This is a genomic window from Streptomyces sp. NBC_00483, assembly GCF_036013745.1.
GTDB lineage: Bacteria > Actinomycetota > Actinomycetes > Streptomycetales > Streptomycetaceae > Streptomyces.
The window spans coordinates 2,270,302-2,283,464 of sequence record NZ_CP107880.1 but is presented as its reverse complement, the minus strand read 5'-3'; the positions used below and the strand labels follow the sequence as shown (position 1 = coordinate 2,283,464).

The window sequence follows — 13,163 nt, the reverse complement described above, 5'->3', positions numbered from 1 at the left end:
GAATCCGACCTCATGCTGCGCATCGCCGTCCCCAACAAGGGTTCACTCTCAGGGCCTGCGTCGGACATGCTGCATGAGGCCGGATACCGGCAGCGCAAGGAGTCCAAGGAACTCGTCACGGTCGACCCGGACAACGAGGTCGAGTTCTTCTACCTGCGCCCCAAGGACATCGCGATCTACGTGTCCTCGGGCAAGCTCGACATCGGCATCACCGGCGAGGACCTGCTGATCGACTCCGGCGCCGACGCCGAGACGATCCTGCCGCTCGGCTTCGCCCGCTCCACGTTCCGCTTCGCCTCGCGTCCGGGCGCCGTGAAGGACCTCGCGGACCTCGCGGGCAAGACGATCGCCACCTCCTACGAGGGCATCGTCGGCAAGTACCTCGCCGAGCGCGGCGTGGAGGCCAACGTCGTGCACCTCGACGGCGCCGTCGAGACCGCCATCGAGCTCGGTGTCGCCGAGGCCATCGCGGACGTCGTCGAGACGGGCACGTCCCTTCGGAACGCCGGCCTGGAGGTCTTCGGTGAGCCGATCATGCGCTCCGAGGCCTGCGTCATCCGCCGCAAGGGCGAGACGACGGACGACCCGAAGGTGCAGCAGTTCCTGCGCCGCCTTCAGGGCGTCCTCGTCGCCCGGACGTACGTGATGATGGACTACGACTGCCGCGCCGAGCACCTGGAGAAGGCCGTCGCCCTGACGCCCGGCCTGGAGTCGCCGACCATTTCCCCGCTGCACAACGAGGGCTGGGTCGCCGTCCGCGCGATGGTCCCGGCCAAGGGCGCGCAGCGCATCATGGACGACCTGTACGCCCTCGGCGCGCGGGCCATCCTCACCACGGCCATCCACGCCTGCCGCCTCTGAGGACGTCCACCATGTCCGACCAGCCCAGCCTGCCCGTCACCTTCCGGCCGGGCCGCACCCGCGCGGTCCTGCACACGCTCGGCGCCGCGTCCTTCGTGGTGATCACGATCGTCGCGCTGCTGCTCGGCGGCCTGAGCCCGGGGGAGAAGGTCAGCTTCGTCTTCACCGGGGCGCTCTTCTGGGGCGTGCTCTGGCTGCTGGCCCGTCCCAAGGTCGTCGCCGATACCGAGGGCGTCACGGTCGTCAACGTGGCGCGCAGCCGCCGGCTGTCCTGGGCGGAGATCGTCAAGGTCAATCTGCGCCCCGGCGACCCCTGGGTCTTCCTCGACCTCACCGACGGCACCAGCATGGCCGCCATGGGCATCCAGCCCGGCATGGCCAAACAGTCCGCCATCCGCGACGCAAAGGCGCTCCGCGCCCTGACGGAAGCGGCACACCAGTCAAGCCCCGCCGGCGATTGAGGCGCGGGGTCCGGGGCAGAGCCCCGCGACGTCAACCCCGGTGCCACCGACTCCGGGACGAGTAGCCCCTGACACATCGCCCCCCGGCTTGATTAACCTGGTCCCGGGGCGCGCCACAAGTGCCGCCCCGCCCTCACCCCGCCACCCGGCGGAGCCAAGGGCTCCTGCGAACCGAGGAGTGACTCCCTCCAGCGATGGACGGATCGTCCGGTAGTACCTGCGCCGCCCCCTCCCGACACGGCACGCCCCGCGCGCCGATGTCCCCGGAGGCGGCGGCATGACCATCCCGTTGCTGCTCCTTGCGGCCGCTTTCCTCCTGATCCTCGCCAACGGCTTCTTCGTGGCGGCCGAATTCGGCCTCGTCACCGTGGAGCGCCCCGACGCCGAGAAGGCCGCGGCCGCGGGCGACAAACGCGCCCGCACGGTCGTGAACGCCCTCAAGCAGCTGTCCTTCCAGCTCTCCGGCACCCAGCTCGGCATCACCATCACCTCACTGGTCGTCGGCATGCTCGCCGAACCGGCCCTCGCCGAACTGCTGCGCGGCCCCTTTGCCGCCGTCGGCATCCCCGACGGCGCCGCCGGCGGCATCGCGGTCGTCGTCGGCATGCTGCTTGCCGCCGCCGTGCAGATGGTGATCGGCGAACTCGTGCCGAAGAACTGGGCGGTGTCGAAGCCGCTGCAGGTCGCCCGATTCGTGGCCGGCCCGCAGCACGCCTTCTCCCGCCTGTTCCGGCCGGTCATCGCCCTGCTCAACGCCGTGGCGAACCGCATCGTGCGCGCGCTCGGCGTCGAGCCCGCCGATGAACTCGCCTCTGCCCGCACCCCGGGCGAACTGGTCTCCCTGGCCCGGCACTCCGCGCAGGCGGGCGCCCTCGAACAGGACACGGCCGACCTCTTCGTACGGACCCTGTCGCTCGCCGAGCTGACCGCGCAGCACGTCATGACGCCGCGCGTGAAGGTCAGCGCGCTACAGGCGTCCGCGACCGCCGAGGACGTGGTCAACCTGACCCGCGCCACGGGCCTGTCCCGCTTCCCGGTCTACCGGGAGCGGATCGACGAGATCATCGGCATGGTCCACCTCAAGGACGCCCTCGCGATGCCCGCGCACGAACGGCTGCGCACGCCGGTCGGCCGCATCGCGCAACCCCCGCTGCTGGTCCCCGAGACCCTCCCCGTACAGCCCTTGCTGGCCCGGCTGCGCAGCGAGCAGCCGATCGCCGTCGTCGTCGACGAGTACGGCGGCACGGCCGGGGTCGTCACCCTGGAGGACATCGTGGAGGAGCTCGTCGGCGAGGTCCGCGACGAGCACGACGGCCTCGACCTCCCCGAACTGGCGGTCGCCCCGTCCGAGGACGGCCGCCCGGCCTGGGACGCCGACGGCAGCTGCCGCGTCGACATCCTGCGCCGGATAGGCCTCGACGTCCCCGAGGGCCCGTACGAGACGGTGGCGGGGCTCGTCGCCGATCTCCTGGGCCGCATCCCGGCCCCCGGCGACAAGGCCGAACTCCCCGGCTGGCGCCTGTCGGTGCGAGCGGTGGACCACTACCGGGCAGAGCGCGTTCGCCTCGTGAAGACCGCCGACGCGCCCACGCCCGTCCTGGAGGCGGCCCGATGAGCTCCCTCCCGTCTCCCACCGCCGCCCTTCCAAGGAATGAGCTGCGCTCATGAGTGTTCTTCAGCTCGTCTTCGCGGCCCTGCTGGTCCTCGCCAACGGCTTCTTCGTCGGCGCGGAGTTCGCTCTCGTGTCGGTCCGCCGAAGCCAGATCGAACCCATCCCGGGCAAGCGGGCCAAGCAGGTCCTGTACGGCCTGGAGCACCTGCCGCAGATGATGGCGGCGGCCCAGTTCGGCATCACCGTCTGCTCGCTGACCCTGGGCGCGGTGGCCGAACCGACCGTGGCCCACCTCCTGGAGCCCGTCTTCGAGGCGGCCCACGTCCCGCACGGCATGATCCACCCGCTCGGGTACGTGATCGCGCTCGCGGCCGTGGTCTTCTTCCACCTCGTCATCGGCGAGATGGTCCCGAAGAACCTGGCGATGGCGGCGCCGGAGAAGACGGCGCTGTGGTTCAGCCCCGGCCTCGTCGCCTTCGCCCGCCTCTGCAAGCCGGTCACGATCGCGCTCGGCGCGTGCGCCCGTCTGATCCTCAAGGCCTTCCGGGTCGAGCCCAAGGACGAGGTGGAGGCGGTCTTCACGAGCGAGCAGCTCAACCGTCTCGTGGAGGACTCGGGTCAGGCGGGTCTCCTCGCCCCCGAGGAGCAGGAGCGCCTGGAGGACGCCCTGGAACTGGGCTCCCGCCCGGTGACGGACGTCCTGATCGACCGCGCCTCCCTGGTGACGGTCGGCCCCGCGGTCACGCCGGCCGAGATCATCGGGCTCACGGCCCGCACGGGCTACTCGCGCTTTCCGCTCTGCTCCGAGGACGGCGCGTTCATGGGCTATCTCCACGTGAAGGACGTCCTCGACCTGATCGACGGCCCCGACATGGACCGCGCGGTACCGCAGCAGCTCTGGCGCCCCATGGCCACGCTGCGGTCCGAACTCCCGCTGGACGACGCCCTCACGGTGATGCGCCGCGCCGCCACCCACCTGGCCAAGGTCGCGGACGCCTCCGGCCGCGTACTCGGCCTGGTCGCCCTGGAGGACGTCCTGGAACTCCTGGTCGGCGAGGTCAACGACCCGGCCCATCGGGAGAGCCCACGAGTCCCGGAGGCCCGAAAGCGCGAGGGGGCACTGGCGTAACTTTTCCGGGCGGGAGCCGTCCGCCACCGCGTCACCCGGCGGACGGCCCCCGCCCCGACAACACCTCTCCATACGCCTGCATCAGGTCCGGCAACCGCAACGTCGCCAGGTCATCCCGAGTGGGCTCGACCGCATATCCGGTCAACCGCAAATCGCGATACGCACACGACTTCTCGTACAGCGTCCGCAGGAACCGCCCGTTCCCGAGCTCGTCGATCCACCCCTGGTCCACCACATGCCCGGCGATCGAGCGGAGCTCGTCCCGCGCCTCCTCGTCCCACACGTCCCCGTTCTCCGCGGCCAACACCTCGCCGATGGAGGTGAGTTCGAGCGGCCGGTACGACGGGAAGTCGACCCGCGACGTGAACCGCGACGAAAGCCCGGGGTTGGCGGCGAGCAGCCGGTCCATCCCCTCCGGGTACCCGGCGAGGATCACGACCAGGTGATCCCGGTTGTCCTCCGCCCGCTTCAGCAGCACCTGAAGCGCCTCGTCGCCGTACGCGTCGCCCTTCCCGTAGCCGGAGTTGGACAGCGCGTACGCCTCGTCGACGAACAGCACCCCACCGAGCGCCGAGTCGATGAGTTCATTCGCCTTCACGGCCGTCTGCCCCAGATACTCGCCCACCAGGTCCGCCCGCTGCGCCTCGACCAGATGGTCGCCTCCCAGCAGCCCGAGCGCGTAGAAGACCCGCCCCAGGATCCGCGCCACGGTCGTCTTGCCCGTACCCGAGGGCCCGGAGAACACGAAGTGCCGTTTCGGCGGCTGGACCGGAAGCCCCTGGCTGGACCGCAGCCGCGCCATGTTCAACTGGGCGGACAGCGCCTTCACTTGGCGCTTCACGGGCTCCAGGCCCACCATCCGCTCCAGTTCGCTGAGCGCCTCCTCCAGGAGCACCGGATCCGTGCTGCTGGCCGGCGGCGGCGCGGGCACCGGCACCACGGCCTTCTCCCGCACCATGTCGGCGTCGTCGGCGGCCGAGCCACCGGGAGGCGGCAGATCGGGGTCGGTGACCTTCAGATCCCGCCCGTCGCTCTCGTACAGCGGATCGCCGATGTCACCTTCGGGCCCGTCCTGATACCCCGTCATGGACAGGGGTGCGAGGTCCGACCCGTCGCCGAAGTCCCCGTACCCGTCCCCCTCGGCGATCGCCGCGAGCCGCGCGGAGGTGTCCATGAAGGCGGGGTCGACCCGGTGCACCGCCCGGTACAGAGGGAGCGCGGCTGCCGAACGTCCGGTGCCCTCATGGGCCCTGGCCAGCCAGTAGCGCAGCTCCTTGCGCTGCGGCTGCTCGCTGCGACAGCGCATCAGGGCCGAGGAGAGCAGCGGCTCCGCCTGCCCGTACATCTCCAGGCGCACCCGGGCCATGCCGCCGAAGAGACCGGCCTCGATGCCGAGCATCGGGTCGTCGGTCAACGGGTCGGTGTGCCGGACCAGTTGATCCCAGTCCTTCACCAGGTACGAGCGGCAGGCGTGCAGGAACCGCACCTGTGGATCCGCGTCGAACGGCGGCAGGGTCGCCAACGCCCGGTCCAGGTCCGGGACATGGCGCCCGTCCAGCCAGTGCGAGGCGTGCGCGAGCAGCAGGTCGCGCGGGTGCTCGAGCACCGGCTGCACCCACCAGCCCAGCCAGTACCAGGAGTTGAGCGTGCGCCGGTGGCGCATGCGCTGCTCACCGAACCGGTCGCGGTGCCGGAACATACGCAGCAGCGCCGTCGTCGTGTCGACGCGCAAGGCGTGCAGCCCGAGCCAGCCGTCGGCCATCCCCGGGTCCATCCGTACCGCCGTGCGGAATTCGTCCTCCGCCTGCGGATACGCACCCATGGTGTAGGCGTCGACGCCTCGCAGCCAGGCGAGGTCGGCCGGGCCGGCCTGTGCACCGGTGCCGAAGTTCATCACGTCCCCCACAAGCCGTGCCCCCGATGAACCGCTCTGTCATGGACGGGAGTTGTCACGATGCGGACAGCGAGCCGTCCGTAGACCGCACCGAGGGCATCGTACCTGCGGGGGTGAGCTCGACCGTAGGGCGCGACCCGGTCGGATCGGGGTCGGGGCGGGGGGATTCGGCGCAGGTGAGCGTGGTGCCGAATGGTGACCGAGGGTGAGCGAAGGACGCCTCGGTGCGCCCGGGAAGGGGCGTTGAGGGCAGAACGAAGCCCCCGATCACGGGGGAACAACCGGGGGCTTCGCGTCTGTAGGCGGTCCCGAAAGGCCGCACATTGAGAACGTAAGTCCTGTACGGCCCCTCGGTCAAGCAGAGTTGGAGCTCTCGCGGAAAGTGGCGGAAGGCCGTTTCCATAGGTTCACCGGACCGCTGGCGGTCCATCACTGTGAGTGATGGACCCCTTCAAGGTTGGGATCCCACGAGGCCCTTCCCGCATCTCATATCCCTCTGGACACTCGCGTACCAAAAGGTGTGCGAAGGGGAGGGAAGGGTTCTCTTTGAAGTGCTCCCGCTCCGCTGGGATCCAGCCGTCCCAGAACTCCCGCTGCGCCTCGCCGTCCCGCGCCCGCCCTCGTGCCCACGCCGCCTCGCCGGGCATGTCGAGCCACAGCAACATCGCGAGTTCCGGCCGAAGTTCGCCCCGCCCCGCCCCTACGCCCTCGATCAGGACGACGTCCGCGGGCGGCAGTTCGCGCGCGGCGGTGTAGCGGCGGGCGTTCCAGTCGTACGTCTCGTAGCACGCGGCCTCGCCGCGGGAGAGCGGAGCGAGGACCTGGGCGCGCAGCCGCTCGGTCCAGCCGAAGAGCGCGTCGTGGCTCGCGAGGTCGTCGATCCGCAGGACCGGCGCCCCGCCGAGCGCCTCCGCGAGCCGCACCGCGAAGGTCGACTTGCCGGAACCCGCGTGCCCGTCGATGCCGACGAGCCGCACGGGGCCGCAGGAGGGCGGCAGTCGGCGGATCCGGTCGGCGCAGTCGGCGAGGGGCACATGGTGGTAGCTCACGGCCGCAAGGGTACGACGCCGCCCGGATCGGTTTCGCGCACGCCGCCGCAGGTCATGCCAGTGGTGAAGACCAATATTCGTGCTGGTGCCCCGCTGCGAAACGCTGGTGGAAATCCCGCCCCGGCGGCCATAGTTGGCGCACCCTGTCACGTCAGTCTCCGTCTCCGTCACGTCCGTCAGAACCGACGACCGAGGGATCAGCCGATGACCCGACCCGAAACCCCGTCCCCGCTCTCCCGGAGAACCGTTCTCGCGGCGGCCGCGGGCGTCGCGCTCGCCACGACGGCCGCGACGGGCGCAGCGCGCGCCGCCACGCCCGCACACTCCGCGCGGAAGGGCGCCGTGAACCGCCTCGTGGACAACCACACCTGGACGTCGTCCGCCGACTGGCGCTCCGGCACCGCGCACGGCACGCGCGTCGTGAGCGGCGCGCGCCCCGGCGTGACGATCGGCGCGCCCGCCGGCACGACGACGTACACCGATCCGCATCTGAAGAAGAAGGCCCAGTGGGAGTACGCCGAGTGGCTCTCCCCGGTCCACGCGCTCTCGGCCCCCGCCACCGAGGTCATCGCGTCCTGGAACGCGCACACCCCGAAGGGCACCTGGATCCAGATCGAACTCCAGGGCACCTACACGGACGGCGCCACGACCCCCTGGTACGTCATGGGCCGCTGGACAGCGGGCGACGACAAGGACGCCGACATCCGCCGCACGTCCGTGGACGACCAGTCGGACGGGAAGTCGAGCATCTGGACGGACACGTTCTCCATCGACGACGCGGCCTCGGGCCTGCGCCTGGTCTCCTACCAGCTGCGCCTGACCCTGCTGCGCGCACCGGGTTCGAAGGCGGCGCCCACGGTGTGGCGCCTGGGCGCCATGGGCTCGGACGTCCCGGACCGCTTCACGGTCCCCGCGTCCAAGCCGGGCCTCGCCAAGGAGCTGAAGGTCCCGCGCTACTCCCAGAACATCCACGTCGGCCAGTACCCCGAGTACGACAACGGGGGAGAGGCCTGGTGCAGCCCCACGTCCTCGCAGATGATCATCGAGTACTGGGGCCGGAAGCCGACGCCCGCGCAACTGGCCTGGGTGGACCCGTCGTACGCCGATCCGCAGGTCTGTCACGCGGCACGTCATACGTATGACTACCAGTACGAGGGCTGCGGCAACTGGCCGTTCAACGCGGCGTACGCGGCGACGTACAAGGACCTTCAGGGCGTCGTCACCCGCCTCTCCTCCCTCGCCGACCTGGAGAAGCTGATCGCGGCCGGTATCCCGGCCATAACGTCCCAGTCGTTCCTCAAGGAGGAGCTGACCGGCGCGGGCTACGGCACCTCGGGACACCTGATGACGGTCATCGGCTTCACCGCCGGCGGCGACGTGATCGCCAACGACCCGGCCTCTCCCAGCGACGCCGCGGTCCGCCGCGTCTACAAGAGGCGCGAGTGGGAAAACATCTGGCTGCGCACCAAGCGCTACAACGCCGACAACAAGGTCGTCTCCGGCACCGGCGGCGTCTGCTACCTGTACTTCCCGGCCGCCCCGACCGAGAAGCAGCGCAAGGCGCTGGCGGCGGTGGGCGTGCGCTGATCGCCGCGCGGACCGATGAATCGGACCGCCCGCCGTGGTCTCCTCATGTGAAGGGGCACCCCTGTGAGGAGACCACGGAGACACCATGCGGCAGCAGAACACGAACCACCCGGCCCTGGCCACGCTGGACCCGCTCCTCGGCGAGTGGCGGCAGTGGGCACTCGTCGAGGGCGCTCCCGGCGGCCGGATCGGACCGATCCCGACCTCGTACGCGCGCACGCCCGACGGCGGTTTCCTCGTGCAGCGCGCCGACCTCGCGCCGGACACCGCGGCCGCCCTGCCGGAGGGCTGGCGCGAACACCACCCGTTCCCGACCGTCGCCCACATCGGATACGACGACGCCGCCGGGCGCTTCACGATGCTCTACGCCGACGGGCGCGGCGTCTCGCGCGTGTACGGGCTGCGCCTGACCGACGGGGAGTTGCGGATCTGGCGGTCCGCTCCGGACTTCCACCAGCGCTTCTCCGCCCGGTTCGACGCGTCGGGGGACACGCTCACGGGTGCCTGGGAGGCGTCGAAGGACGGAGAGGCGTGGCAGACGGACTTCGGGGTCGTGTACGAGCGGGTCGCCGGCCGGTGACGCGGCTCAGCCGGTGACGACCGGGTTCACCACCCAGTCGGGATGGCCCGGCATCGGCGGGGTCCTGGAGCCGTACAGCCACGGTCGCAGGAAGCCCTTCAGGTCGTGGCCCGCGACCTTCGAGGCGAGCGCGATGTAGTCGGCCGTCGACGCCGTCTTCCCGCGGTACTGACTGACCCACGCCCGCTCGATCTTCGCGAAGGTCTCCGCGCCGACCTGCTCGCGCAGCGCGTACAGGACGAGCGCCGAACCGTCGTAGCGCATCCGCTTGAAGAGGTTCGGCTCCGTGGGCTCGGCGGGGGCGCCGGCGTCGTGGCGCCACTGGTCGTGGTTCTCGTACGCCGTCTTCATCGCGGCCTCGAAGCTGTCGCCGCCGTGCTCCTCGGAGTACCAGCGCTCGTAGAAGCGGGCGTGGCCCTCGCTCAGCCACAGGTCGGACCAGGTGGCGATGCCGACGCTGTCGCCGAGCCACTGGTGGGCCAGCTCATGGACGAGATTGCGCTCGGCGTCGACCTTCGTGCCGAGCAGGTCCGCCTTCGGCACGAGCGACAGCGTCTGCGTCTCCAGGGCCACCGCGAGGTCCGTGTCGCCGACGAGGACGCCGTACCGGTTGAACGGATAGGGGCCCAACTTCTGCTGGAGCCAAGCCAGATGATCGGGTGTCAGGTCGCGGTACTGCTTGGTCGGCGCCACGAGCGCGTCCGGCACGACGTCGCGCAGCGGCAGCCCGCCAGGACCCTTGCTGTCGATCAACGTGAACCTACCGATGGCCAGTTGGACCAGCTGCGTCGCGATCGGCTGCTCGGAGTCGTACGTCCAGCGGACCCGCCCGTCGCTCCGCTCGGTGCGGTCGACGAGGCGCCCGTTCGCGACGGCCGTGCGGTCGGCCGGGGTCGTCACGCGGAACGTGACGGGGGCGCGCCGGCTCGGGTGGTCATTGGACGGGAAGATCATCTTGGCGCCGTTGGGCTGCGGGTACAGAACCGTCCCGTCGGGCGTCGGGATCCAGCCGTAGTCCTCGATCGCGTCGTCGCGGTGGCGCACCTGCGTCGGGTCGGCGGTGTACCCGACCTTCACGGTGAAGGAACCGCCCTTGGGGATGGGTGAGGCGGGCGTGACGATCAGCTCGTCGCCCTCGCGCCGGGTCTGCGCGGCGCGGCCGTTCACGGTCACCGAGTGCAGCTCGTTCCCGGCGAAGTCGAGGTCGAAGCGGGACAGCGCCTGCGTCGCCGTGGCCTTGACGGTGGTGGAGGCGGCGAACGGGGTCCTCGGCGCCCGCCAGTCGAAGTCCAGCGTGTAGTGGCGCACGGTGTAGCCCCCGTTCCCGTCGAGCGGGAACATCGGGTCGCCGAGGCCCGCGGCGCCCGGCGTCGCGGTGTCGGTCGCCGCCCGGGAGACGGCCGCCGGGCCGGTCAGCGCCGCGGTGACGGTGATCGCCGCGGCGAGGACGAGACGGGTTCTGCGGCGTGATGTCCGGTACCTGCTCATCGGGAACCTTCCGGTCGGACGGAACGCGTCGCAGTGTGGGACGCACGACACGGCGGCCCGGTTGTGCGTGACCAAGGTCTCGGCGGCACGACAGCGATCCGATGGCAAGGTGGAGAAGGCGCCACAAGGGGCTGGGCCCGTCGTCGGGTCCAGGGCGCAGCCGGGGGAGTCAGGACCAGCACCGCGAACCTCGACCCGAGCGAGACATCCATGACCGCACATTCCGCCACCGCTTCCACCGCCGCCACGCGCACCCGCACCCGCACCGGCGGGCCCGATGACAACGGGCCGAAGATCCTCGAACACGTCCTGGGCTGGACCTTCGTCGTGGTCCTCGCGATGCTCGTCACACAGCTCGGCCTGATGTGACCGGTCCGTCGCCCACCCCGACGTGACACGCACCACCACGGCCCTAGCCGCGCAGGCGTGAGGGCGCCTCGGAAAGTGCCATACTGCGGCATTCGCACGGAGTCCGAGACCAGGGCCGGAATTGAACACTAGCCACCAGCGGGTGCGCGGCAGCGAACGCTCCGCCACCCGCCGCGCCGAACTCATCGCCATCGGACGGAAGTTGTTCGCCGACACGTCCTACGACGCGCTGTCCATGGACGACATAGCGCAGCACGCGGGCGTGGCCAAGGGGTTGATCTACTACTACTTCGACTCCAAGCGCGGCTACTACCTGGCGATCATCGAGGAGTCCGTCGGTGAACTCGTCGACGGCGCGAGCAGTGTCGGCGACCTGGCCCCCGTGGAGCGGGTGCACCGCACGGTGGAGGGCTATCTGCGCTACGCGGAGCGGAACCAGGCGGCGTACCGCACGATCGTCACGGGTGGCGTGGGCTTCGACGCCCAGGTGCAGGCCATCAGGGACGGGGTGCGCGACGCGCTGATCGCCACCATCGCCCGGGCCGCGTACGGGACTTCGCAGGTGCCGCGACTCGCACGGACCGCGCTGCTCGGCTGGCTGTGCAGCGTCGAGGGCATCACGCTCGACTGGATCGGCCACCACGAACTCGAACGGGACACGGTGCGCGCCCTGTTGGTGCGCACGCTCGGCGAAACCCTGCGGGTGATCGAGGAGTTCGAACCCTCGTACCCCGCGCCAGTGCTCCCCTGACCACGCGCACGTACGCGCGCGTGCGGCCAGGGGAGCGTGTGGGGGGGGGTGCCTGTGGGGGGTGCCTGTGGGGCCGACTGATCGCCGTAGGGCAGGCCGATTTCCGTGGGGCTGGGGGGTTAGTTGATCGCCTTGATCAGTTCACCGTTCGAGGTGTCCCCGGACAGCTCCCAGAAGAAGGTGCCGCCGAGGCCCTGCTGGTTCTTGTAGTCCATCTTCCCGGCGATGGTCCCCGGGGTGTCGTAGCTCCACCAGTCGTTCCCGCAGTGCGCGTACGCGGTGCCGCCGACCGTGCCGGTGGCCGGGCACTTGCTCTTGAGCTCCTTGTAGTCGTCGATTCCCTGCTCGTACTTGCCGGCCGCGGGCCCGGTCGCCGTGCCACCGGGAGCGTCCTGCGTGACGCCGGTCCAGCCGCGCCCGTAGAAGCCGATCCCGAGCAGCAGCTTGGAGGCGGGCACGCCCATCGCCTTGAGCTTCGCGATGGTGGCCGAGGTGTCCCAACCCGCCTTCGGGATCCCGTCGTACGAGGTCAGCGGCGAGTGCGGGGCGGTGGGCCCCTTCGCGTCCCAGGCACCGAAGAAGTCGTACGTCATCGGGTTGTACCAGTCGACGTACTGGGCGGCGCCCGCGTAGTCGGCGGCGTCCAGCTTGCCGCCCTCGGAGGCGTCGGCCGGAATGGCCGAGGTGATCAGGTAGTCGCCGCCGAACTTCGAACGCAGCGCCGACATCAGGTTCTTGTAGGCGTCGCGCCCGCTGGTGTCACAGGTGAGGCCGCAGGCGTTCGGGTACTCCCAGTCGATGTCGATGCCGTCGAAGACATCGGCCCACTTGGAGTTCTCGACCAGGTCGTAGCAGGACTGGGCGAACGCGGCCGGGTCCTTGGCGGCCTCGCCGAACCCGCCGGACCAGGTCCAACCACCGAAGGACCACAGGATCTTGAGCTCCGGATGCTTCTTCTTCAGCTTCAGGAGCTGGTTGAAGTTGCCGCGCAGCGGCTGGTCCCAGGTGTCGGCGACACCGTCCACGGACTGATCGGCCGTGTACGCCTTGTCGGTCGCGGCGTAGGAGTCGCCCATCGCGCACTTGCCGCCCTGGACGTTGCCGAAGGAGTAGTTGATGTGCGTGAGCTTGTCGGCGGAGCCCGAGGTCTCGATGTTCTTGACGTGGTAGTTCCGGTCGTAGACACCCCACTCGGTGAAGTATCCGACGACCTTCGAGCCGGCCGCTTTCGGCTCGGTGTCGGCCTGCTGCTGTGCGGCGGCGCTGCCCGCTCCGGCGAGCAGCCCCGCGCCGAGAACGGCGCAACATGCGGCGGAGAGGAGGCCCTTGAGGCCTCTACGGGGGAGGTGCGGTCTGAGCATCGTGTCTCCTCGTGGGGGAGG

Annotated in this window: 12 protein-coding genes; 8 read left to right on the top strand and 4 right to left on the bottom strand. The window is 70.4% G+C overall.

From position 1 onward, the window contains the following. The first annotated feature begins 12 nt into the window (after positions 1 to 12). From hisG to OHA73_RS09880, 4 genes are all read left to right on the top strand, one after another. The gene (gene hisG, locus OHA73_RS09895; RefSeq protein ID WP_266721893.1) at positions 13 to 861 is read left to right on the top strand and encodes an ATP phosphoribosyltransferase; all 849 of its coding nucleotides are present in this window, start codon (positions 13 to 15) and stop codon (positions 859 to 861) included. Between the two features lie 11 nt (positions 862 to 872). After that, positions 873 to 1,322 (top strand): PH domain-containing protein, encoded by a 450-nt coding sequence (locus OHA73_RS09890; RefSeq protein ID WP_327654877.1) that lies wholly within the window; start codon positions 873 to 875, stop codon positions 1,320 to 1,322. A gap of 277 nt (positions 1,323 to 1,599) precedes the next feature. Then, positions 1,600 to 2,937 carry a hemolysin family protein gene (locus tag OHA73_RS09885; RefSeq protein WP_327654876.1) on the top strand — a complete coding sequence of 446 codons (1,338 nt, stop codon included), beginning with the start codon at positions 1,600 to 1,602 and terminating at the stop codon, positions 2,935 to 2,937. Positions 2,938 to 2,986: 49 nt separating this feature from the next. Then, a complete protein-coding gene (locus OHA73_RS09880; protein ID WP_266721899.1) occupies positions 2,987 to 4,063 on the top strand; it encodes a hemolysin family protein in 1,077 nt (358 codons plus the stop codon). 31 nt (positions 4,064 to 4,094) lie between these two features. On the opposite strand, the gene OHA73_RS09875 is transcribed toward OHA73_RS09880, so the two are convergent. Then, positions 4,095 to 5,957, bottom strand: coding sequence for an AAA family ATPase (locus OHA73_RS09875; protein ID WP_267071159.1), 1,863 nt, complete (start codon positions 5,955 to 5,957; stop codon positions 4,095 to 4,097). Between the two features lie 407 nt (positions 5,958 to 6,364). Next, positions 6,365 to 7,006, bottom strand: a complete 642-nt coding sequence (locus OHA73_RS09870) for a uridine kinase family protein (RefSeq protein ID WP_327654875.1) — start codon at positions 7,004 to 7,006, stop codon at positions 6,365 to 6,367. Between the two features lie 204 nt (positions 7,007 to 7,210). On the opposite strand from OHA73_RS09870, the gene OHA73_RS09865 reads away from it, so the two are divergent. After that, a complete protein-coding gene (locus OHA73_RS09865) occupies positions 7,211 to 8,593 on the top strand; it encodes a peptidase C39 family protein (RefSeq protein WP_327654874.1) in 1,383 nt (460 codons plus the stop codon). A gap of 85 nt (positions 8,594 to 8,678) precedes the next feature. Beyond that, positions 8,679 to 9,173, top strand: a complete 495-nt coding sequence (locus OHA73_RS09860; protein ID WP_266721937.1) for a hypothetical protein — start codon at positions 8,679 to 8,681, stop codon at positions 9,171 to 9,173. A gap of 6 nt (positions 9,174 to 9,179) precedes the next feature. On the opposite strand, the gene OHA73_RS09855 is transcribed toward OHA73_RS09860, so the two are convergent. Then, positions 9,180 to 10,661, bottom strand: a complete 1,482-nt coding sequence (locus tag OHA73_RS09855) for a M1 family metallopeptidase (RefSeq protein ID WP_327654873.1) — start codon at positions 10,659 to 10,661, stop codon at positions 9,180 to 9,182. A gap of 210 nt (positions 10,662 to 10,871) precedes the next feature. Here OHA73_RS09855 and OHA73_RS09850 point away from each other — a divergent pair, with 210 nt between their 5' ends. Together OHA73_RS09850 and OHA73_RS09845 are read left to right on the top strand one after the other, a co-directional pair. Next, positions 10,872 to 11,030 carry an SCO1431 family membrane protein gene (locus OHA73_RS09850; RefSeq protein WP_267071164.1) on the top strand — a complete coding sequence of 53 codons (159 nt, stop codon included), beginning with the start codon at positions 10,872 to 10,874 and terminating at the stop codon, positions 11,028 to 11,030. Between the two features lie 121 nt (positions 11,031 to 11,151). Beyond that, positions 11,152 to 11,781, top strand: coding sequence for a TetR/AcrR family transcriptional regulator (locus OHA73_RS09845; protein ID WP_266721943.1), 630 nt, complete (start codon positions 11,152 to 11,154; stop codon positions 11,779 to 11,781). Between the two features lie 119 nt (positions 11,782 to 11,900). Here OHA73_RS09845 and OHA73_RS09840 read toward each other — a convergent pair whose 3' ends face one another. Beyond that, positions 11,901 to 13,142: a glycoside hydrolase family 18 protein gene (locus tag OHA73_RS09840; protein WP_267071165.1), complete on the bottom strand. Its 1,242-nt coding sequence runs from the start codon at positions 13,140 to 13,142 to the stop codon at positions 11,901 to 11,903. Between the last annotated feature and the right edge of the window lie 21 nt (positions 13,143 to 13,163).